Consider the following 19,890-nt stretch of genomic DNA (forward strand, 5'->3'; position numbering starts at 1 on the left):
GATATGGGGAGAGTGGCAGAGGATTTCCAACTTGGACAGGGGGAATGCGGCGGTTGCAGCAACGAAGCGATGGACTGTGCGATGCGTGCCACATGGCCAGGGTCCGAAACCGCCCCTGCCGGATCTTCACCGAGGAGGATCCGGACGCTGCGCGGAGCATCGGGATGGCGCGGAATCTCGGCTTCTCGCCGCGCGAGATCGCGGCACCGGCAGCGGAGCGATGGCCGCCGAGCGCGGCCTAGGCCGCCGCGCGGACCATTTCGGTTCCTTGCAGCGAATTGGCGAAGCCCGCGACGATCTCGACATCGACCATGTCGCCGATCCCGGCATCGGTATCGAGATAGACCGACTGGAGCCAGGGCGACTTGCCGAGCATCTGGCCGGGGAGCTTGCCCTGGCGCTCGATCAGCACCGGGCAGCGCTTGCCGGCGGTCGCGCGGTTGAAGGCGAGCTGGTCGCGGTTGAGCGCGGCCTGGAGGCGCTGCAGGCGCTCGTCCATCACTTCGGCGGGAACGAACCGGTCGGTCATCTCTGCGGCGGGCGTGCCCGGGCGCGGGCTGTACTTGAAGCTGAAGCATTGGGCATAGCCCACTGCGTCGACCAGGCGCAGCGTTTCCTCGAACTCGGCGTCGGTCTCGCCCGGGAATCCGACGATGAAATCGCCCGACAGCGCGATGTCGGGCCGCGCGGCGCGGACGCGCCCGAGGATCTCCAGATAGGAATCGCGCGTGTGGCTGCGGTTCATTGCCTTGAGGATGCGGTCGCTTCCCGCCTGCACCGGCAAATGGAGGAACGGCATCAGCTTGGCCACCTCGGCATGGGCGCGGATCAGGCCCTCGCGCATGTCGTTGGGGTGGCTGGTGGTGTAGCGGATGCGCTCCAGGCCCTCGATCCGATCGAGCGCGCGGATCAGGCCGTGCAGCCCGGTGCCGGCATCGTCGTCCCAGGCATTGACGTTCTGGCCGAGCAGCGTGATCTCGCGCGCGCCGGCATCGACGAGCGCCTTGGCCTCGTCGACCAGTTCGGCGAAGGACCGGCTGATCTCGGCGCCGCGCGTATAGGGGACGACGCAATAGGTGCAGAATTTGTCGCAGCCTTCCTGCACGGTGAGGAAGGCCGTGGGGCCGACCTTGCGACGCCGGGGCAGCGCGCCGAACTTGCTGAGCGCCGGCATGTCGGTATCGAGGGTCGACTGGCCGCTGGCGGCCTTCGCCACCAGCTCGGGCAGGTTGTGATAGGCTTGCGGGCCCACGACGACATCGACCTTGGCGCGGCGGACGATCTCCTCGCCCTCGGCCTGGGCGACGCAGCCGGCGATGGCGATCATCGGCTCCGCGCGCCCATCCGCGCGCGCGCCCTTCCGCAGGCGGCCGATGTCCGAATAGACTTTCTCGGTCGCCTTTTCGCGGATGTGGCAGGTGTTGAGTACGACGAGATCGGCGGCCTCGCCCTCGGCGGCGGCGGTCATGCCCTGCGCGGCCATCAGCTCGGCCATGCGTTCGCCGTCATAGACGTTCATCTGGCAGCCGAACGATTTGACCTGGAAGGTCCTGGGATTCTTGGGGGCGTTCATCGGGCGGGGCTATACCGACTTACGTCCCTCGCCGAAAGGGAGGGGTGCCTCAGCCCCCCGGCTTCGGCCGATACCCGATCGGGTCCTCGGCGAAGCGGAAGGTGCGGAGCGGCTGGCCCAGCACTGCGACCAGCGCCTCCTCGATCCGCCGCCGGCTCTCCGCGGCGATCACCTTGCGGCCGGGAAAGTCGCGCGGATGGAAGGGCTCGAGGAAATGCACGTCGAGCCGGAAGCTGCCCTTGCGGCCGAGCACGCGCCGCGCATTGTTGAGCCCGCGTTCCTGGCCGATCCAGCAGATGTCGTCCGCCGCCGCGCCATAATGGAGCATCACCGGCTGCACCATAACCCCGGGGGGCGGCGGCTCGAGCACGCGCAGCATCGGCGTCTTGAAGGGAAGGAGCGACTTGCCGTCGGTGGTGGTGCCCTCGGGGAAGACCGTGATCGCCCAGGTCTCCGCCAGCGCGTCGCGCAACTCGTTGATCTGCTCGGCGACGCCCAGGCGGTTCTCGCGCTTCACATAGACGGTGCGGTTGAGCCCGGCGAGCCAGCCGACGATGGGCGAGCTCCGGATCTCCGCCTTGGCGATGAAGGCGGTGCCGCTGGCGCCGCCCAGCGCCAATATGTCGATCCAGCTCAGATGGTTGGAGATGTAGAAGACGTCGCGCTTCAGGTGCGTGCCGATGCGGTTGATCCGCGCGCCGCAGATCCTGGCGGCGATGGAGAGGAAATAGCGCGGCCAGGGCGATGGCAGGCGGGCGAAGCGGAAGAGATAGTGGAGCGGGACGAGCAGCAGCAGCGCCAGCACCAGCATCGCCACGCGCCGCCACATGCGGCACTGCTCGGCCAGGGTAAGCGGGGTGTCGTGGCCCTGGATCGCGTCCTCGCGCCGGCGCGCGACGCGCTGGGCCCGGGTCTCGCCGGTGCCCGGCATCTCAGCTCTTGCGGTCGAGCGCGACGCCGTAGAGTTCCATGCGGTGATCGACCAGGCGGAAGCCCAGTCGCTCGGCGATCTGCTTCTGCAACTGCTCGAGCTCGGGATCGACGAACTCGATCACTTCGCCCGTCTCGACGTTGATCAGGTGGTCGTGATGCGCTTCGGGCGAAGGCTCGTAGCGGGCGCGGCCATCGCCGAAATCGTGGCGGTCGAGGATGCCCGCTTCCTCGAACAGGCGCACGGTGCGATAGACCGTGGCGATGGAGATGCCCGGATCGATCGCCGAGGCGCGCTCATAGACCTTTTCGACGTCGGGATGATCCTCCGCATCGGAGAGGACGCGCGCAATCACCTTGCGCTGTTCGGTGATGCGCAGCCCCTTCTCGTGGCAGAGCGCTTCGAGATCGATCTTACGGCCCATGGGCGCGATGTAGCGTGCGTGCGCCGAAGTTGGAAGACTGTGGCGGAGAAAAGGCGCGGGCAACGAGAAAGGCCGGCCCGGAGCGATCCGGACCGGCCCTTCCTGTTCGGCGGGCTGGGGCTCAGCGCTTGCGGCGCTTGGTGCCCAGGCCGATCTTCTTCGCCAGGCTGCGGCGCTGCTCGGCATAATTGGGGGCGACCATCGGATAGTCGGCCGGCAGGTTCCACTTGGCGCGGTACTGCTCCGGCGTCATCTGATAGTGCGTCATCAGGTGACGCTTCAGCATCTTGAGCTTCTTGCCGTCCTCGAGGCACACGATATAGTCGGGCTTCACCGAGGCGCGAATGGAAACGGCCGGCTCCTGCTTCACTTCGGGCTCGGCGGCGGCGCGGCCAAGACCCGAGAGCGCGCCATGCACGTTCTGGATGAGGGTCGGAAGGTCGGATACCGCAACACTGTTGTTGCTGACATGCGCCGCAACAATATCTGCCGTCAGGGTGACCAGCGTTTCATCAATCTCGGCTTGCGTTTCCATTTTTTTCCTTTCGACCCGGCGAAGACGACTATCACTCGTCGCCCGGCATCACCCTATCGGACCATTTTGGATCAAACGCAAGATCATATTTGCAGATATCCGTAAGTCTCAGTCCAGATCCCGAGCATAGGTATGGGCATCGAACAACTGCCCGCTACGTCCTCGATAATAGTCCCTGCGTTCGCCGACCTTTTCAAAGCCTTCGCGACGGTAGAGCCAGACGGCATCGTTTCCTGAACGCACCTCGAGATGAAGACGCGCGACACCGCGGCCACGGGCTTCTTCGATCACCGCACGAAGCAGTGCTCCCGCAACGCCGCGGCGGCGCGCGGCAGGGTGCGTGGCGAGGAGCAGCAGCTCGGCTTCGCCGGCAATGGCGCGGGCGAGGGAGAAGCCGGCATCCTGGCCGTCGACGCTGGCCACCACCAGCCAGACGCCGGGGAGCGAGAGCATGCCGAGGCACTGCGCGCTGGTCCAGGCCTCGCCAAACCGGGGGTCGAATGCTTCCTGCATGATGCGGTTGACGCTGTGGAGATCGTGCGCCCCGCCTTCGCGCAGCTCGATCAGGTTGATCGTGCCGCTCATGCCAGGCCCCGCTCGGCGAGCGTCTTGGCATCGGGCGCGCGGCCATAGACGGGGCGGGCCGGGAGGGCGGTGAAGCCCGCCGGGAGCAGCCGGACGTCGGCGGCGGCGGGCAGCGCCTCGCGCAGGTCGGCCCCCTCGGCCAGCGGCGCCAGGTGGCGGACGCCGCTGCCAATGGCCGGGCGCCCCTCGAGCGCGGCAAGGGCGGCGGCGGGAGCGAGCGAGCGGAACGGCCCGTCTTCCCGCAGCGGCTGGGAATGGAAAGCCTGCATGAACACCTCACCGTGCCCGCCTTCGAGCACCACGGCAAGGCTGGCGATCGCCGGGTCGGCGGCGAAGCCGGCCGCGGCGACGAGTGCGAGCGACGAATAGCCGTGCACGTCCGCGCTCCAGCCGATCGACAGGCCGAGCGCCGCAGCAAGGCCGACGCGCACGCCGGTGAAGCTGCCGGGGCCGACATCGACGAGAATATGCGCCGCCCGGCCCTGGCCCGGCAGCGCGGCGATCATCGGCACCAGGCGCTCCGCATGGCCGCGGCCCACGACTTCATGGGCCGCGGCGATCACGGTCGCCCCGTCGAGCAATGCGACCGAACAGGCTGCGGTCGCGGTCTCGATGACGAGCGTCAGGTCAGAGGACGCGATTGAACTGCTCGAATTCAGGCCGCGGGAGTCGATCGAAGATGGTGGAGGGGTCGCCATGTCCCAGTGTCGAGATGAAGTTGGACTTCACATTGGGCTGGTCCGCAAAAAAGGCTTCGTCAACCTTCGCGTTGTCGAAACCCGACATCGGACCGGTGTCGAAACCGAGCGCGCGGGCGGCGATCAGCAGATACGCGCCCTGGAGCGACGAGTTGCGGAAAGCCGTGGTGTAGCGGCTCTCCTCGGTGGGGAACCAGTCCTTCGCGGTCGGCGCGTGCGGGAAGAGCCAGGGCAGCTGCTCGTTGAACGCCAGGTCCATGCCGATGATCACCGCGGCCGGCGCCTTGCGGATCTTGTCGGCATTGGTGCTGCTCGAAAGTGCCGCGAGCCTTTCCCTGGCCTCGGGCGTGGTCAGCCACACGAAGCGCGCGGCCTGGTTGTTGGCCGAGGTGGGGCCCATCTTGAGCAGGCCGTAGATGTCGCGGATATCGGCCTGGGTGACCGGCGCGTCGGTATAGCCGTTATAGGTGCGCGCGGTACGGAAGATCGTGTCCAGCGCCGCGTCGTCGAGCGGTTGGGCCATGTTCCAGTCCTTTCTTGGGCGATTGGGCTCAGACGGCCCGGACTTCGGTGACTTCGGGGACGTAGTATTTGAGCAGCTGCTCGATGCCGTTCTTGAGCGTGGCGGTCGAGCTGGGGCAGCCCGAACAGGCGCCCTGCATCTGGAGATAGACCTTGCCGGCATCGAAGCCGCGATAGACGATGTCGCCGCCATCATTGGCGACGGCGGGGCGCACGCGCGTCTCGATCAGCTCCTTGATCTGCGCGACGATCTCCGCGTCCTCGGGATTGTCGCCGAAATCCTGGCTCTCGGCCGGCACGCTGAAGCCGGCGGAGGCGGCGTGGAACAGCGGCATGTTCGCCGCGAAATGATCGAGCAGGATGCCGAGCACGTCGGGCTTGGCATCGCGCCATTCGGCACCGGGAGCGATCGTCACCGAGATGAAGTCGCGGCCGAAGAACACCCCGGTCACGTCGCCCAGGCCGAACAGGGCCTCGGCGAGCGGCGAGGCTTCGGCCTCTTCGGGGTTCGCGAAGTCGCGGGTGCCCGCTTCCATCACGGTGCGGCCCGGAAGGAATTTGAGCGTCGCCGGATTGGGCGTGGCTTCGGTCTCGATCAGCATGCGCGTCATTTGGGCGCTCGGGCGGCGACGATCAAGCTGGAAGGAGGAAACGAAAGGTTTCCGCCGGCGTGGTTCCTGCCTGTCATCGCTCCTGCGGCCCTGGATCCCGCCTTCGTATCGGAGGCGGGAGCCGGGGAGGAGGCGGGCTTCAGTCCTGCTGCTCGTCGTGCGTGGTTGCCTCGGTCACGCTCTGGTCGTGGCCGCTCTTGTCGCTGAAGAAGGCGGCGGCGAACAGGCCGCAGCCGAGCAGCGTGGAAAGGAACACGCCGCCGATCGTGGCGAGGACGGCCGAGGGATAGAGCGCGTCGTAGAGCGAGAGATACCAGAGGGCGCCCGCGACCATCAGCGCGCCCGCCAGCGCGATCCAGGTGATCATCCGGCGGAATTCGGTCCAGGCCTTGGCGCGGTTGGTAGCCATTTGGCGGCAGCTCCTTCGTGTGCGCCATGTGGGCCCGCGGCGCGCGCAAATCAATCGTCGAGCGCCTGCATCGCCGCGTTCCAGCGGTTCACGTTCGCCCGCGCCTCCTGCACGAACGCCGAGCCGCGGATCCAGGCCAGGAACCTGTCGACGAACCACCGGCCCGGCTGGCGGAGCGGCCGGCGGAACTGGACGAGCAGAACCACGCGAGTGCCGCTCGTGTCGTTCCACACCTCATGATCATAGGTGTCGTCGAACACCAGCGTCTCGCCCTCCGCCCAGCGCAGGATGCGATCGCCGACGCGCATGCGCACGTCGCCGTCGCGCGGCACGATCAGGCCGAGATGGCAGGTGATCAGCCCCTTGGTGACGCCGCGATGCGCCGGGATGTGCGTGCCCGGCGCGAGGATCGAGAAGAAGGCGCTGTTGAGGCCGGGGATCGACTCGACCAGCCGGGTGGTCACCGGGCAGCGATCGAGATTCTCCGGCACGAGATAGCCATAGCCATAGAGGAAATAGCTTCGCCACTTGTTCACCGGCGCGATGGCGCGGTGATCGGGCGAGATGACGGAGAGCGAAGGCGCGAGATTCGGCGAGAGCGCGGCGGCGATCGCCTCGGCGCGGATCGCCTGCCAGTTGGCGCGCAGCGCCTCGGTCCAGGCGAAGTCGCGCACGTCGAGCACGGGGCTGTTCGAGACGAGCGAAAAGCGGGCGATGAACTGGTCGAAGACCCCGCGCAGATGCTTGCCATATTTGATCAGGAAAGGCCGATCGCTATCGGCGCGTAGCGGCGCATCGGCCATGCTGGCGTCCGACACGACCGTGAGGCCGGGAATCATTTCCCGTGCTGCGGCGGCCTCGACTTCGCCCGCGTCCCGCCACATTGCGCTGCCCCGCGCGCTCGGCTCGACCTTCACTGCACCTGACCTTGCTGGTTACGCTGCCTTTTCGACTGCGGGACTCGCCCGCATCGCTTCGATTAGCCTGTGGATGGGTCGAAAACATGGCCCCGCTGCGGCGTACAAGGGCCGCTTCGTGTCCCGCGCGTACATCTGGCGGAAAGGTTCGCGCTGGCATGCCCGGCGCTTCGCCCCTAGATGGACGGTCTATGCATTTCTTCCTGCGTGCGCCTCTCGCGCTCCTCGCTTTCGCCGCGCTCGCGCCGGTCCTGCCGGCCCAGGCCCAGGTTTCGACCAATCCCCCGAACGTATCCGATACGCAGACGGTGGGGCGTCCGGTCCAGACCGCCAAGGATCCCTGGCTCTATGAGAAGAGCGATCTCGTCCATGACGATGCGTGGAAATTCGGGCGGCTTCCCAACGGTGTACGCTATGCCGTGCGCAAGAATGGCGTGCCGCCGGGCCAGGTATCGGTCCGCGTGCGCATGGATGTCGGCTCGCTGATGGAGCGCGACAGCGAGCGGGGCTTCGCGCACCTGCTCGAACATCTTTCCTTCCGCGGCTCGGTGCACGTGCCCGACGGCGAATCGAAGCGCGTCTGGCAGCGCCTGGGCGTGACCTTCGGCTCCGATTCGAACGCGAGCACCACGTTCACCGCCACCACCTACAAGCTCGACCTGCCGATGGCGTCCCCGGCGGGGCTGGACGAGAGCTTCAAGATCCTGGCGGGCATGATGTCGGGCCCGCAGATCACGCAGCAGATCCTCGATTCGGAGCGGCCGGTGGTGCTCGCCGAACAGCGCGAGCAGCCGGGGCCGCAGGTGCGGCTGCAGGATGCGATGCTCGACCTGATGTTCGCCGGCCAGCCGCTGTCGCAGCGCGAGCCGATCGGCACGGTAGACACGCTCGTCGCCGCGACGCCGGCAAGCGTGCAGGCGTTCCACGAGCGCTGGTATCGCCCCGAGCGCGCCACTGTCATTGCGATCGGCGACGTCGATCCGGCGCTGCTCGAGCAGATGATCGTCAAGCATTTCTCGGACTGGAAGGGTACCGGCCCGGCCGTGCCGACGCCCGATTTCGGCAAGCCGGTCGAGGGCACCCCCGTTGCCGCCAGCATCGTCGAGCCGGCACTGCCGGTGCTCACCACCATGGCGATCGTGCGCCCCTGGACGGTCGACGGCGATACGGTGATCTTCAACCAGAAGCGGATGATCGACCTGGTCGCGATCCGCATCATCAATCGCCGGCTGGAGACCCGGGCCCGCTCGGGCGGCACCTTCATCGCCGCCGGGGCCGACCTGAGCGACATCGGCCGATCGGCGAACATCACCACCGTGCAGGTGCTGCCGGTGGGCGACGACTGGGAAGCGGCGCTGCGCGACGTGCGCGCGGTGATCGCCGACGCCCAGGCCGCGCCGCCGAGCCAGGCCGAGATCGACCGCGAGGTCGCCGAGATCGAATCGTCGATGAAGCAGCGGATCAACACCGCGCCGGTCGAGGCCGGGGCCAAGCTGGCCGACGACCTGGCCGAGGCGGTCGACATCAACGAGACGGTGACGACGCCCGAATTCTCCTACGCGATCTTCAAGGGTGCGGTGGACGGCAAGATGTTCACGCCGGCCACGGTGCTGGCGTCGTCGAAGAAGGTGTTCGAAGGCACCGCGACCCGCGCGATCGTCAACCTGCATGCGCCCGATCCGGCGATCACCACCAAGGTGACCTCCGCGCTCGAGGCCAATGTCGCGGCGAGCGGCAAGCGCAAGCTGGTCGGCAATGTCAGCTTCGCGGCGCTGCCCAGGCTCGGCGTGCCCGGCAAGGTGGCGAACCGCGAGCAGATCCTGCCGGGCACCGGCATCGAGAAGCTCGCATTCGCGAATGGCGTCACGCTGCTGATCCGCCAGGACCCGTCGGAGACTGGCAAGGTCTATGTCAATGTGCGCTTCGGCCGCGGGCTCTCGGGCCTGCCGAACAAGGGCCAGACCCCGGCCTGGGCCGGCGATCCGGCGCTTATGGCCAGCGGCATCGGCAAATATGGCCAGGAAGAGCTCGACGCCCTGACCGGCCGCCGCCAGATCGGTGCCGATTTCGACGTCGACGACGATGCCTTTGTCCTGAAGGGCCAGACGACCAAGGACGACCTGCCCGACCAGCTCAAGCTGCTGGCGACCAAGCTTGCCGCACCGGGCTGGGATCCCAATCCGGTGTTACGCGCCAAGGCGGGCATCCTGTCGGGCTATGCCGGCCTCTCGGCCTCGCCCGACGCGGTGCTGAATCGCGATCTGGAGCGGCTGCTCCACAATGGCGATCCGCGCTGGGGCGTGCCGCCCGAGGCGACGATCCGCGAGACCACGCCGGAGAGCTTCCGCAAGTTCTGGGAGCCGCTGCTGGCGACCGGGCCGATCGAAGTCGAAGTGTTCGGCGACATGGATGCCGAGGCGACGGTGAAGGCCGTGGCCGCTACCTTCGGTGCGTTGAAGCCGCGCGTGGCGAGCAAGGCGCCGCTCGCGCCGGTGGAATTCCCCGCGCACGTCGCCACGCCGGTGACGCTGTTCCACAAGGGCCAGCCCAACCAGGCCGCGGCGGTGATCGCCTGGCCGACCGGCGGCGGCACCGAGAATGGCGGCATCACCGAGAGCCGCAAGCTCGAGGTGCTCGCCGCGGTGTTCCGCGACCGGCTGCTCGACCAGCTGCGCAGCCAGGCGGGCGTGAGCTATTCGCCCCAGGTGGCCAGCCAGTGGCCGCAGGGTTTGCCGGCGGGCGGCAAGATCATGGCGCTCGGCATGGTGCCGCCCGACAAGGTCGACTTCTTCTTCGAGCTGTCGCGCAAGATCGCCGCCGATCTGGTTGCCAAGCCGATCGACGCGGACGAGCTCAACCGTGCGCTCACGCCGCTGAAGCAGCAGATTCTGCGCATGTCCTCGGGCAATATGTTCTGGATGCGCCTGGTCGAGGGCGGCACCTATGATCCCGCGCGGATCGCCGCCGTCGAGACGCTGGCCGCCGACTATTCGCGGGTGACGCCGCAGGACGTGCAGGGGCTGGCGATGAAGTATCTCCGCCCGGACAAGGACTGGACGCTCAAGGTGGTGCCGGAGAAGAAGTGAGGCTTGGGCCCTCGCTTCACGGGAAACGGAAAAGGCCGGGGTGGAAGCCCCGGCCTTTTTGTTTGCCCGCACCGTTCCGTCACATTTCGCCATCACCGCCTTTGCGGGATGACGGGGAAGGGGGAGGGCGAAGCCTCGGCGGTGGGTTCCCTACCGGTACAACCCGTCGAGCCGCTCGCCATAGACCGCCTTCAATATGTGCCGGCGGATCTTGAGGCTAGGCGTCAGCTGCTCGTTCTCGATCGTGAAGGGCTCGTCGGCGACCAGGAATTTTCGGACGCGCTCGATCACCGAGAGGTCCTTGTTCACGCGCTCCACCGCGGCGCCCAGCGCCGCCTTGTAGTCGGGATCATGGGCCAGTTCCCTGAAGTCGCATTTGGTGGCGGTCCGGGCGCACCATTCGGCGGTCCATTCCGGATCGGGGACGATCACCGCGGACATATAGGGCTTCTTGTCGCCGGCGATCATCGCCTGGACGATCTCGGGCTGCAGCGTGAGCATGCCCTCCACCTTCTGCGGCGCGACATTGTCGCCCTTGTCGTTGACGATGATGTCCTTCTTGCGGTCGGTGATCTTGATCCGGCCCTTGTCGTCGATATGGCCGATATCGCCGGTATAGAGCCAGCCGTCGCGCAGGACGCGCTTGGTCTCTTCCTCGTTGCGCCAATAGCCGTGCATCACGAGCTCGCCGCGCACCAATATCTCGCCATCGTCGGCGATGCGCACCTCCACCCCTTCGAGCGGCGGGCCGACCGTGTCCATCTTGAGCCCGGCCTTGGGGCGGTTGCACGAGATCACCGGCGCCGCCTCGGTCTGGCCATAGCCCTGGAGGAACGTGAGGCCGAGGCTCTGGAAGAAGATGCCGACCTCGGGATTGAGCGGCGCGCCGCCCGAGACCATCGCCTTGATCCGTCCGCCGAACTTCTTCGAGAGCTTCGGCTTCAGGGTGGCGCCGAGGAACAGGTTCATCGGCAGGTCGGACAGGCGCCCGGTGCCGGCCGCCTTGCGCCCACCGATCGCGACGGCCTTGTCGAGCAGGAAATTGGCGAAATTGCCCTGCTTCTCCACTTGCTTGACGATGCGGGTGCGCAGCACCTCGAACAGGCGGGGCACGACGACCATGATGGTCGGGCGTACTTCCTCGATGTTCGAGGCGAGCTTCTCCAGCCCTTCGGAATAATAGATCTGCGCGCCGAGCCCGATCGGGAAATGCTGGCCGCCGGTATGCTCATAGGCGTGGCTGAGCGGCAGGAACGAGAGGAACACCTCGTCGTCCCAGCCGAAATCCTCGCTGATCAGCGCGCAGCACGCCTCGACATTGTGCAGGATCGCGCCGTGATGCTGCATCACGCCGCGGGGGCTTCCGCCCGTGCCGCTGGTGTAGATGATGCAGGCCAGGTCCTCGCGGCGGAACGTGCAGGAAAGGCCGCGCGGATCGGTGTCGTGCCTGGCGATCAGCCCACGCCAGTCATGGAACTCCAGGCTGCCCTGCTGGGCGACGCGCAACTCCTCTATGCCGATCACCATCCGGGCCGAGGAAGCGCGGATCGCGGCGGGAAGCAGCGCCTTTGCCAGCTTGGTGTTCGAGACGATGATCGCGCAGGCGCCCGAATTCTCGATGATGTGCTGGTGATCGCGCTCGGTGTTGGTGGTGTAGGTGGGCACGGTCACACAGCCCGCGGCCATGATCGCCAGGTCGCTGATGCAGAATTCCGGGCGGTTCTCCGAGACGAGCATCACTCGGTCGCCGCGCTTCAGGCCGAGCGCGGTCAGCGCCGCGGCCAGGCTCGCCACCTGGCGGGCCGCTTCGGCCCAGCTGGTCGGCCGCCACTTGCCTTCGTCCTTGTGCCAGAGGAAGGGCGCATCGCCCTTTTCCTTCGCCCGCGCGAAGAACATCTGGACCAGGTTGTCGAACCGTTCGAGCCTACGCATTCCCTCTCCCCATTGCGGGCGCCCCCTTTTCCGGGACGTCCCGCCTTCCCCCCAACGTTTCTATTCCGACGGCCGGTTCGGCTGCGCGCCCACGCGATGGATAACGGTCATGTGGCCCTGTTGGTCCATCACGACGCCTTCGCTGCGCGGATCGGCACCGCCGGTCCAGCGGGCCCCGACCCGCTCGACCGCGTTCATCTTGAGCCCGAGCGGGGCGGACTGGACCTTCTCGCCCAGCGCCTGGAGCGCCGGGACCATCGCATCGAGCTGGGTGCCCTTCTCGGCGACCGCCATCTTGCCGGGCGCATAGAGCAGGCCGAGGCCGATCGCGTCCTGGGCCGAAAGCTTCCAGTCGATCACGCCGACCAGCGCCTTGGCGACCTGGGCGATGATCGTCGAGCCGCCGGCCGCGCCGATCGCGATGCGGACCTTGCCGTCCGGGCCATAGACGATCGTCGGCGCCATCGAGCTGCGCGGCCGCTTGCCGCCCTCGACGCGATTGGCGACCAGATAGCCGTCCTTCTCCGGCACGATGTCGAAATCGGTGAGCTCGTTGTTGAGCATCACCCCGTCCACCGACAGGCCCGAGCCGAACGCGCCTTCGATCGTGGTGGTCACCTGGGCGACGTTGCCGGCCTTGTCGACCACCGAGAGCGAGGTGGTGCCCGGCACTTCCTGCGGCTTGACCGCGATGCGCTTCGGCGCGCCGGGAGGCGTGCCGGCCTTCACTTCGGCCATGGTGCCGCCCGGGCTGATCAGCGCCGAGCGGCCGGCGAGATATGCGCGGTCGAGCAGGCCGGCGATCGGCACCTGCACATAGTCGGGATCGCCGACATAGAGGTCGCGATCGGCATAGGCGAGGCGCGAGCTTTCGGCGAACAGGTGCCAGGCGACCGGATTGTCCTTGCCGAGCTTCGCCATGTCGAAACGCTCGAGCTGGGCAAGGATCATCATCACGGTGACGCCGCCCGACGAGGGCGGGCCCATCGAGCAGATCTTGTAGGCGCGATACGTGCTGCACAGCACCGGCCGCTCCTTGGCGTCATAGGCGGCAAGGTCGCCGACGGTCATCTTCGAGGGGTTGCGCGCCGCGCCGTTCACCGTCGCGACCAGCTTCTCCGCCTGCGGGCCGACATAGAAGCTGTCGGGGCCGAACTTCGCCACGCGCTCGAGCAGCGCGGCCTGTTGCGGATTGGTCGCGCGCGCGCCGGCCGCCAGCGGCGTGCCGTCGGCGTGGTAATAGATCGCGCGGACGCCGGCATCGACGTGCGGCGCATAGTTGCGCAGCGCGTTGGCGAGCCGGGGCGAGACGTCGAAGCCCTCACGCGCCAGCCGGATCGCCGGATCGAACAGCCGGGCCCAGGGCAGCTTGCCGGCGCGGGCATGCGCCTTGGCCATGGCGCGCAGCGTGCCCGGCACGCCGACGCTGCGCCCGCCCGGCACGGCGGCCATATGGCTGAGCGGCTGGCCGTCCGGGCCGTAGAACCAATGGTCGTTCGCGGCCATCGGTGCCGCCTCGCGCCCGTCGACCGTGGCGATCTTGCCGGTCTTCACGTCATATTGGAGGAAGAAGGCGCCGCCGCCGATGCCGGCGCTCTGCGGCTCGACCACGTTCAGCGCGAGCATCGTTGCGATCGCCGCGTCGGTGGCGCTGCCGCCGGCATTGAGGATCTCGGTGCCTGCGGCGGCGGCGCGGGGATCGGCCGCGCTGACCACCCCCTGGGCGGAAGCCGCGGCGGGAGCGGCGAGAAGGGCGAGCAGCAGGAACAGCTTCTTCATCCGGCAAGCCGTAGCGGGCTTTGGCCGGAGCGCAAAGACGCTACGTCGGGCGGCGAAGGATCGGATGATTGCGCAAGGGTATAACCAGGCGCAATCTGGCGCAGGTCGACGCGCTGCATGCCCGCCCATGCCGGACGGGCGGCGCTACCGAAGGAGGGCTAGCATGACCGACGGCTCGAGATTTGCGACTTCCCCCTCGCTGCTGCGCGCGCTCGGCAAGCGCTGGTGGCTGTTCCTGCTGCGCGGCATCGTCGGCATCGCCTTTGGGATCCTCGCGCTGTTGTGGCCGGGCGTGGCGCTGCTCACCCTGGCGCTGGTGTGGGGCGCCTATGCGCTGGTCGATGGCGCCTTTGCGCTGGCCGCGGCGCTGTCGGGCATGCGTGGCGGCGATACGCCGCGCTGGTGGCTGGCGCTCACCGGGCTGGCCGGGATCGCCGCGGGCCTGCTGACCATCGTGTGGCCGGGCATCACCGTGCAGGTGCTGCTGCTGCTGATCGCCGCCTGGGCGATCGTCACCGGCGTGATGGAGGCGGCGGGTGCGATCGCGCTGCGCAAGGAGATCGAGGGCGAGATCTTCCTGATCCTTGCCGGGCTGGTCTCGATCGGCTTCGGCGTGGCGATCCTCGCCTGGCCGGTTGCGGGCGCCATCGGCCTCGTCTGGCTGATCGCCTGGCTCGCGATCCTGGGCGGCGCGGCCTATGTCGCGCTCGCGCTGCGGCTCCGGAAGCTTGCGGGCTAGGACCCGTGGCTAGGCGAGCGCCCGGGCGACGGCGCGGGGCAGGCTCGGCCCCTTGAACACCAGCGCCGAATAGAGCTGGACGAGCGTGGCACCGGCGTCGATGCGGCGCTTCGCTTCGTCCGGGCCGTCGATCCCGCCCGCCGAGATCAGCGGCAGCGCGCCCGCGGCGATCTCCGCCGCCTCGGCCAGCTTCTGGCGCGCGAGCGGGGCGAGCGGCTTGCCGGACAGGCCGCCGGCTTCGCCCGCATGGGCGGAGCGGAGCGGCGGGCGCGCGATGGTGGTGTTGGACACGATCAGCGCGTCGATCCCGTTGTCGAGCGCTGCCCGGATCGCCCCTTCCAGCCCGGCGCGATCGAGATCGGGCGCGATCTTCAGGAACAGGGGCGTTCGCCCACGCGCCGCATGGCTGGCGGCAAGCAGTTCGTCGAGCGCGGGACGCGACTGGAGGTCGCGCAGGCCCGGCGTGTTGGGCGAGCTGACGTTGATGGTGACGTAATCGGCATGCGCGGCTGCCTTGCCCACCCCCAGGGCATAATCGGCGACACGATCCGCGCTGTCCTTGTTCGCCCCGACATTGATTCCGAGCATGCCCTTGCGCGGCCCCAGCCCGGCGATGCGCGCCAGCGCCGCGTCGATCCCGCCATTGTTGAATCCCATGCGGTTGATCACTGCCTCGTCCTCGGGGAGGCGGAACAGGCGAGGGCGGGGATTGCCGCCCTGGGGCCGGGGCGTGAGCGTGCCCACCTCGACCGCGCCGAAGCCCAGCGCGAACAGGCCGGGAATCGCCTCGGCATCCTTGTCCAGGCCGGCGGCCAGCCCGATTCGATTGGGAAAGGTCAATCCTCCCAATTGGACCGGTGATTCCACCATTTCGGATCTGAAAACGGTACCGAGCGATCCCCATAGCGCGAGCGCGCGGATGGCGGCGCGGTGCGCCCTTTCGGCATCGAGCGCGAACAGCGCGGAACGGAGCGGATAGGCCATGGCGGGAGGCCTTCGCACCGCTTTTCCTCTCCGTAAAGCTGCGTATGTCGATTCCTTCCAATACCGCCGCGCCGGGCTCGGCTAGGTGGAAACTGCGACCCGAGGGGTTTCCGCTCAATGGGGGAACCCTTTCCTTTTGGCCCGGTCTGGCTTCGGCTGACCGGGCCACTTTTCTATTCCGTGACCGCGCGGTATATTTGCCTCAGAAAATAAGGAATCCGGGAAGGGAAGAGTCTCGGATCGACAGGGTACAAATGCGGGGCGCAACCAGGATGAAACCGGCCCAACCGGCCGCCGAAAATGACCGCGATCCGCGGCCGCAGATCGAATTCCGCAAGGCGGAAGGCGCGCTGCTCCCGCACGTCGAGTCCTATTATCTCTACCGGCACGATGCGGAAGACATCGAGGGGATCGAGCGCGTCGATCTCGGCCAGCTCCGCTTCGTCATCAAGGGCGAGGGCGAGGTCCATTTCCCCGACGGCCATGTCGAGAAGACCCGGCGGGTGATGGTCAACGGCCCTGGCACCGCGGCCGCGACCTACAAGATCCGCGGGCCCTTCCACTGCTTCGGCGTGTCGCTGCGCGCGATCGGCTGGAAGGCGCTGATCGACTTGCCGGCGCACAAGGTGGCCGATCATATCGTCGATGGCGAGAAGCTGTTCTGCGAGCAGGCCGGGCTGCTCTGGCATCGGCTCCACAAGATGGAGACGCTGGAGGAGATGATCGGCGCGATCGAGCCGCTGCTCAAGATGCGCCAGCACGAAGTGAAGCCGGTGCCGCCGGCGCATCTGGCCTTCCTGCGCGCGGTGCGCGAATGGGCGGCGACCACGGATCCGACGATCGACGATCTCTATGCGCGCATCCGCCGGAGCTCGAACATCGGCGAGCGCCAGGTGCAGCGGCTGTGCAAGGACTATTTCGCCGGCTCGCCCGCGCATCTGAAGCGCAAGTTCCGCGCGATCGGCGCCGCCATGCGCATCTATCAGGGCGCTTCGGTGGACGATGTGGTCGAGCCTTTCTCGGACCAGTCGCACCTGATCAACGAGATTCGGCACTTCACCGGCCACACCCCGACATCGTTGCGCGCGGGCATCGATCCGGTGCTGGCGGTGACGCTCGACAACGAAACCTTCCACTTCCTGCCGGATGTGCTCCCCGAATCGGTTGACCTTCGGCGTCGCTGAGCCCATTTGCGCAATCGGAACGTTTTTGTCCGATTGAGTCCGCCGCGCCGTCGCGCGTAAGGACTAGCAAGGGAAGTGCGTGCGTCTTTCGAGCCTTGCCGACTATGCGGTCGTGATGATGTCCGCCGCGGCGCGCCATTGCGGCGGGTCGTGCCGGCTCAACGCGACGCAGCTCGCCGAGGAGACCGCGCTGCCGCTGCCCACGGTCCAGAAGCTGGTTAGCAAGCTTTCCGCCGCCGGCCTGATCGAGAGTGCGCGCGGCACCGGCGGCGGTTTCCGCCTGGCGCGGCCGCCCGCGGCGATCACGCTGGCCGACATCGTCGAGGCCGTCGAGGGCCCGATCGCGCTCACCAGCTGCGTCGATGCCGGCAAGCAGGATTGCTGCGTGCAGGACAGCTGCAAGGTAAAGCCGCACTGGAATGTCGTGAACGGTGCTGTAAAGGGCGCGCTCGCGGGCATTTCCCTCACCCAACTTTCCAGCGTGCCGGCCGAGGCCGGGGCGCAGCATCCGGCAGATCCTATCCGGACCCCGGCACTGGCCGGGGAGCAGGTGTAAGCATGGCTACGAAGAACGCGGAAGCACTGGCGGCCGCCAACAAGAAATATGAATGGGGCTTCGCCTCCGACGTCGAGCAGGAGTTCGCGCCCAAGGGGCTGAACGAGGACACCGTCCGCTACATCTCGGCCAAGAAGGGCGAGCCCGAATGGATGCTCGACTGGCGCCTGAAGGCGTTCCGGATGTGGCAGGAGATGACGCTGCCCGAATGGGCGAAGCTGTCGATCCCGCACATCGACTATCAGGACGCGTATTATTACGCCGAGCCCAAGCAGAAGAAGACGATCAACTCGCTCGACGATCTCGACCCCGAGATCCGGCGCACCTATGAGAAGCTCGGCATCCCGATCGAGGAGCAGAAGGTGCTCGCGGGCGTGGAGGGCGCGCGCAAGGTGGCGGTCGACGCGGTGTTCGACAGCGTCTCGGTCGCGACCACCTTCCGCGAGGAGCTGAAGGCGGCGGGGGTGATCTTCCTGTCGATCAGCGAGGCGATCCGCGAATATCCCGAGCTGGTGAAGAAGTGGCTCGGCAAGGTCGTGCCGGTGCGCGACAATTTCTATTCGGCGCTGAACAGCGCGGTCTTCTCCGACGGCACCTTCGTCTATGTGCCCGAGGGCGTGCGCTGCCCGATGGAGCTCAGCACCTATTTCCGGATCAACGCCGAGAATACCGGCCAGTTCGAGCGCACGCTGATCGTCGCCGACAAGGGTGCGTACGTCTCGTATCTCGAGGGCTGCACCGCCCCGATGCGCGACGAGAACCAGCTCCATGCCGCCGTGGTCGAGCTGGTCGCGCTCGACGATGCCGAGATCAAATATTCGACGGTGCAGAACTGGTATCCGGGCGACGAGAACGGCGTCGGCGGCATCTTCAACTTCGTCACCAAGCGCGCGCTGTGCGCCGGCAGGAACTCGAAGGTGAGCTGGACCCAGGTCGAGACCGGCAGCGCGATCACCTGGAAATATCCGTCGTGCATCCTGCAGGGCGACGGCTCGGTGGGCGAATTCTATTCGGTTGCGGTCACCAATGGCCGCCAGCAGGCCGATACCGGCACCAAGATGCTGCACATCGGCAGGAACACCCGCTCGACGATCGTCTCCAAGGGCATCTCGGCCGGCAAGTCGAACAACACCTACCGGGGCCGCGTGCTGGTGAACGCGGCGGCGGAGAATGTCCGCAACTTCACTCAGTGCGACAGCCTGTTGCTGGGCGACCAGTGCGGCGCGCACACGGTGCCCTATATCGAAGTGAAGAACCCCTCGGCCCAGATCGAGCACGAGGCGACCACTTCGAAGATCAGCGAGGACCAGATGTTCTACGCGATGCAGCGCGGGCTCGACCAGGAAGCGGCGGTGGCGCTGATCGTCAACGGCTTCGCCAAGGAAGTGCTGCAGCAGCTGCCGATGGAATTCGCGGTCGAGGCGCAGAAGCTGCTGGGGATCTCGCTGGAGGGGAGCGTCGGGTGATGCTCCTTGCGTTGCTCTTGATGCAGGGCGTGCCCGCTCAGGCGGGCGGGCAGCAAACGGTCGAGGCGGGCTTCTCCGCCCCGGAATCGCTGGCACCGGCGATCGAGACCTATCTCGGTTGCCTCGGCCCGACGATGCAGGGGATCAGTCGGAAAGCCGGGCCCCAGTTCGCCGATGGCATGCGCAAGGTCGTCGACCAGACGCTGGAGCATTGCGCACCCAGTCGCGCAAAGGCGCGCCGGCTCGGGCTGCGACTGATCCAGGGTGACGCGAAGGTAGCTGCTGCGGACCGCGAAGCGACAGTCGATCACACGCTCGCCGAGATCGATGCCGTGTTCCGGCGCATGCCGGACCAGTTGCCCCCCGAAGAAAGGCCAGAGGCGGAGAAGGCCAGGCCGTGATCCTCTCCGCCGCGCTCCTTCTCCTCGCCCAGGACGTGCCCGCCACCCGGGCCGTCGCCCCGGCCGCGGAAGACGAGGCCAACATCGTCGTGCGCGCGACCTTCGGGCGCACGACGATGCTGTTCGACAAGGGCGCGGACGGCAAGCTGCGCAACTGCCGGGTGATGATCTCGAGCGGCAGCCAGCGGCGCGACACCACCGCCTGCGAGGCGACGCCGGTCTGCTACGCCAGGACCGCCGACGAAGTCACCGATTGCCGCGAGCTGAGCATCCTCGAACAGGCGGCGGCGATCGGCGCCCCGCGGGCACCGGCGGCGCCGGGAGTGAGCAAGCCGGGGGTCTTCGAGCTGCCCAAGCTGGTGCAGCCCAAGCCGGTGCTCTCCGCCGATCTGGTCGGGCCCATCGGCAATGGCGAGGACAGCCGCGAGACCGAGCGCCAGCGCGTCAAGCCGATCGCGCCGCCGACGAACCCGGCATCGGACGGCCCGGTGGTGCGCTTCACCACGGGCAACCAGCCCCAGCGCAACGATACCGACAAGTCAGAAAAGCGGCCCTGAG

General features: G+C 67.5%; 21 protein-coding genes. 8 read left to right on the top strand and 13 right to left on the bottom strand.

Features of this window, described 5'->3' with window-relative positions; translation table 11 throughout:
• Positions 1 to 92 precede the first annotated feature (92 nt).
• Positions 93 to 242, top strand: a complete 150-nt coding sequence (locus tag FHR20_RS19755) for a hypothetical protein (protein WP_167301332.1) — start codon at positions 93 to 95, stop codon at positions 240 to 242.
• Here the strand turns inward: FHR20_RS19755 and miaB are convergent.
• The 10 genes from miaB to FHR20_RS19805 form a co-directional block, all read right to left on the bottom strand.
• On the bottom strand, positions 239 to 1,573 hold the full coding sequence (miaB, locus tag FHR20_RS19760; RefSeq protein ID WP_167301333.1) for a tRNA (N6-isopentenyl adenosine(37)-C2)-methylthiotransferase MiaB: 1,335 nt from the start codon (positions 1,571 to 1,573) through the stop codon (positions 239 to 241). The genes FHR20_RS19755 and miaB overlap by 4 nt on opposite strands.
• 49 nt (positions 1,574 to 1,622) lie before the next feature.
• Positions 1,623 to 2,504 carry a lysophospholipid acyltransferase family protein gene (locus tag FHR20_RS19765; protein WP_167301334.1) on the bottom strand — a complete coding sequence of 294 codons (882 nt, stop codon included), beginning with the start codon at positions 2,502 to 2,504 and terminating at the stop codon, positions 1,623 to 1,625.
• A gap of 1 nt (position 2,505) precedes the next feature.
• Entirely contained in the window at positions 2,506 to 2,928 is a 423-nt protein-coding gene (locus FHR20_RS19770) for a Fur family transcriptional regulator (RefSeq protein WP_137864504.1), read from the bottom strand.
• Between the two features lie 121 nt (positions 2,929 to 3,049).
• Entirely contained in the window at positions 3,050 to 3,463 is a 414-nt protein-coding gene (locus tag FHR20_RS19775) for a Ros/MucR family transcriptional regulator (RefSeq protein ID WP_086128275.1), read from the bottom strand.
• Between the two features lie 108 nt (positions 3,464 to 3,571).
• On the bottom strand, positions 3,572 to 4,048 hold the full coding sequence (locus tag FHR20_RS19780) for a GNAT family N-acetyltransferase (protein WP_167301335.1): 477 nt from the start codon (positions 4,046 to 4,048) through the stop codon (positions 3,572 to 3,574).
• The gene (gene tsaB / locus FHR20_RS19785; protein WP_167301336.1) at positions 4,045 to 4,746 is read right to left on the bottom strand and encodes a tRNA (adenosine(37)-N6)-threonylcarbamoyltransferase complex dimerization subunit type 1 TsaB; all 702 of its coding nucleotides are present in this window, start codon (positions 4,744 to 4,746) and stop codon (positions 4,045 to 4,047) included. The genes FHR20_RS19780 and tsaB overlap by 4 nt, the downstream gene beginning before the upstream one ends.
• Positions 4,676 to 5,269, bottom strand: coding sequence for a malonic semialdehyde reductase (locus FHR20_RS19790; protein WP_167301337.1), 594 nt, complete (start codon positions 5,267 to 5,269; stop codon positions 4,676 to 4,678). The genes tsaB and FHR20_RS19790 overlap by 71 nt, the downstream gene beginning before the upstream one ends.
• Before the next feature lie 28 nt (positions 5,270 to 5,297).
• Entirely contained in the window at positions 5,298 to 5,870 is a 573-nt protein-coding gene (locus tag FHR20_RS19795) for a NifU family protein (protein WP_167301433.1), read from the bottom strand.
• A 148-nt stretch (positions 5,871 to 6,018) separates the two neighbouring features.
• Positions 6,019 to 6,288: a hypothetical protein gene (locus FHR20_RS19800; protein ID WP_243857671.1), complete on the bottom strand. Its 270-nt coding sequence runs from the start codon at positions 6,286 to 6,288 to the stop codon at positions 6,019 to 6,021.
• 50 nt (positions 6,289 to 6,338) lie between these two features.
• Positions 6,339 to 7,172 carry an aspartyl/asparaginyl beta-hydroxylase domain-containing protein gene (locus tag FHR20_RS19805; RefSeq protein WP_243857673.1) on the bottom strand — a complete coding sequence of 278 codons (834 nt, stop codon included), beginning with the start codon at positions 7,170 to 7,172 and terminating at the stop codon, positions 6,339 to 6,341.
• Between the two features lie 224 nt (positions 7,173 to 7,396).
• Between FHR20_RS19805 and FHR20_RS19810 the strand changes: the two genes are divergently transcribed.
• Positions 7,397 to 10,291, top strand: coding sequence for a M16 family metallopeptidase (locus tag FHR20_RS19810; RefSeq protein WP_167301338.1), 2,895 nt, complete (start codon positions 7,397 to 7,399; stop codon positions 10,289 to 10,291).
• 150 nt (positions 10,292 to 10,441) lie between these two features.
• On the opposite strand, the gene FHR20_RS19815 is transcribed toward FHR20_RS19810, so the two are convergent.
• Positions 10,442 to 12,223, bottom strand: a complete 1,782-nt coding sequence (locus tag FHR20_RS19815) for an AMP-dependent synthetase/ligase (RefSeq protein ID WP_167301339.1) — start codon at positions 12,221 to 12,223, stop codon at positions 10,442 to 10,444.
• 60 nt (positions 12,224 to 12,283) lie between these two features.
• Complete coding sequence (ggt, locus tag FHR20_RS19820) at positions 12,284 to 14,002, bottom strand: gamma-glutamyltransferase (RefSeq protein ID WP_167301340.1); 1,719 nt, start codon at positions 14,000 to 14,002, stop codon at positions 12,284 to 12,286.
• Positions 14,003 to 14,165: 163 nt separating this feature from the next.
• Here ggt and FHR20_RS19825 point away from each other — a divergent pair, with 163 nt between their 5' ends.
• A complete protein-coding gene (locus FHR20_RS19825) occupies positions 14,166 to 14,741 on the top strand; it encodes an HdeD family acid-resistance protein (protein ID WP_167301341.1) in 576 nt (191 codons plus the stop codon).
• A gap of 9 nt (positions 14,742 to 14,750) precedes the next feature.
• Here FHR20_RS19825 and FHR20_RS19830 read toward each other — a convergent pair whose 3' ends face one another.
• Positions 14,751 to 15,725 (bottom strand): quinone-dependent dihydroorotate dehydrogenase, encoded by a 975-nt coding sequence (locus tag FHR20_RS19830; protein ID WP_167301436.1) that lies wholly within the window; start codon positions 15,723 to 15,725, stop codon positions 14,751 to 14,753.
• 272 nt (positions 15,726 to 15,997) lie between these two features.
• On the opposite strand from FHR20_RS19830, the gene FHR20_RS19835 reads away from it, so the two are divergent.
• The 5 genes from FHR20_RS19835 (at position 15,998) to FHR20_RS19855 (ending at position 19,889) form a co-directional block, all read left to right on the top strand.
• A complete protein-coding gene (locus tag FHR20_RS19835) occupies positions 15,998 to 16,909 on the top strand; it encodes a helix-turn-helix transcriptional regulator (RefSeq protein WP_167301342.1) in 912 nt (303 codons plus the stop codon).
• Between the two features lie 79 nt (positions 16,910 to 16,988).
• Positions 16,989 to 17,465: an SUF system Fe-S cluster assembly regulator gene (locus FHR20_RS19840; RefSeq protein WP_167301343.1), complete on the top strand. Its 477-nt coding sequence runs from the start codon at positions 16,989 to 16,991 to the stop codon at positions 17,463 to 17,465.
• Positions 17,466 to 17,467: 2 nt separating this feature from the next.
• On the top strand, positions 17,468 to 18,931 hold the full coding sequence (gene sufB / locus FHR20_RS19845; protein ID WP_167301344.1) for a Fe-S cluster assembly protein SufB: 1,464 nt from the start codon (positions 17,468 to 17,470) through the stop codon (positions 18,929 to 18,931).
• Positions 18,931 to 19,332 (top strand): hypothetical protein, encoded by a 402-nt coding sequence (locus FHR20_RS19850; RefSeq protein ID WP_208413774.1) that lies wholly within the window; start codon positions 18,931 to 18,933, stop codon positions 19,330 to 19,332. The genes sufB and FHR20_RS19850 overlap by 1 nt, the downstream gene beginning before the upstream one ends.
• A complete protein-coding gene (locus FHR20_RS19855) occupies positions 19,329 to 19,889 on the top strand; it encodes a hypothetical protein (RefSeq protein WP_167301346.1) in 561 nt (186 codons plus the stop codon). Before FHR20_RS19850 ends, FHR20_RS19855 begins: the two co-directional genes overlap by 4 nt.
• Position 19,890 lies beyond the last annotated feature (1 nt).

Origin of the sequence: Sphingomonas leidyi, from assembly GCF_011761945.1 — a bacterium.
GTDB lineage: Bacteria > Pseudomonadota > Alphaproteobacteria > Sphingomonadales > Sphingomonadaceae > Sphingomonas > Sphingomonas leidyi.

What these genes read in the sequence shown, in the direction of transcription:
- FHR20_RS19830 (WP_167301436.1), bottom strand. Translation starts at nt 15,725, where the DNA reads ATGGCCTATCCGCTCCGTTCCGCGCTGTTCGCGCTCGATGCCGAAAGG.
- FHR20_RS19780 (WP_167301335.1), bottom strand. Translation starts at nt 4,048, where the DNA reads ATGAGCGGCACGATCAACCTGATCGAGCTGCGCGAAGGCGGGGCGCAC.
- FHR20_RS19775 (WP_086128275.1), bottom strand. Translation starts at nt 3,463, where the DNA reads ATGGAAACGCAAGCCGAGATTGATGAAACGCTGGTCACCCTGACGGCA.
- FHR20_RS19755 (WP_167301332.1), top strand. Translation starts at nt 93, where the DNA reads ATGGCCAGGGTCCGAAACCGCCCCTGCCGGATCTTCACCGAGGAGGAT.
- ggt (WP_167301340.1), bottom strand. Translation starts at nt 14,002, where the DNA reads ATGAAGAAGCTGTTCCTGCTGCTCGCCCTTCTCGCCGCTCCCGCCGCG.
- FHR20_RS19790 (WP_167301337.1), bottom strand. Translation starts at nt 5,269, where the DNA reads ATGGCCCAACCGCTCGACGACGCGGCGCTGGACACGATCTTCCGTACC.
- FHR20_RS19795 (WP_167301433.1), bottom strand. Translation starts at nt 5,870, where the DNA reads ATGCTGATCGAGACCGAAGCCACGCCCAATCCGGCGACGCTCAAATTC.
- FHR20_RS19835 (WP_167301342.1), top strand. Translation starts at nt 15,998, where the DNA reads ATGAAACCGGCCCAACCGGCCGCCGAAAATGACCGCGATCCGCGGCCG.
- sufB (WP_167301344.1), top strand. Translation starts at nt 17,468, where the DNA reads ATGGCTACGAAGAACGCGGAAGCACTGGCGGCCGCCAACAAGAAATAT.
- FHR20_RS19825 (WP_167301341.1), top strand. Translation starts at nt 14,166, where the DNA reads ATGACCGACGGCTCGAGATTTGCGACTTCCCCCTCGCTGCTGCGCGCG.
- tsaB (WP_167301336.1), bottom strand. Translation starts at nt 4,746, where the DNA reads ATGGCGACCCCTCCACCATCTTCGATCGACTCCCGCGGCCTGAATTCG.
- miaB (WP_167301333.1), bottom strand. Translation starts at nt 1,573, where the DNA reads ATGAACGCCCCCAAGAATCCCAGGACCTTCCAGGTCAAATCGTTCGGC.
- FHR20_RS19770 (WP_137864504.1), bottom strand. Translation starts at nt 2,928, where the DNA reads ATGGGCCGTAAGATCGATCTCGAAGCGCTCTGCCACGAGAAGGGGCTG.
- FHR20_RS19850 (WP_208413774.1), top strand. Translation starts at nt 18,931, where the DNA reads ATGCTCCTTGCGTTGCTCTTGATGCAGGGCGTGCCCGCTCAGGCGGGC.
- FHR20_RS19815 (WP_167301339.1), bottom strand. Translation starts at nt 12,223, where the DNA reads ATGCGTAGGCTCGAACGGTTCGACAACCTGGTCCAGATGTTCTTCGCG.
- FHR20_RS19810 (WP_167301338.1), top strand. Translation starts at nt 7,397, where the DNA reads ATGCATTTCTTCCTGCGTGCGCCTCTCGCGCTCCTCGCTTTCGCCGCG.
- FHR20_RS19765 (WP_167301334.1), bottom strand. Translation starts at nt 2,504, where the DNA reads ATGCCGGGCACCGGCGAGACCCGGGCCCAGCGCGTCGCGCGCCGGCGC.
- FHR20_RS19800 (WP_243857671.1), bottom strand. Translation starts at nt 6,288, where the DNA reads ATGGCTACCAACCGCGCCAAGGCCTGGACCGAATTCCGCCGGATGATC.
- FHR20_RS19805 (WP_243857673.1), bottom strand. Translation starts at nt 7,172, where the DNA reads ATGTGGCGGGACGCGGGCGAAGTCGAGGCCGCCGCAGCACGGGAAATG.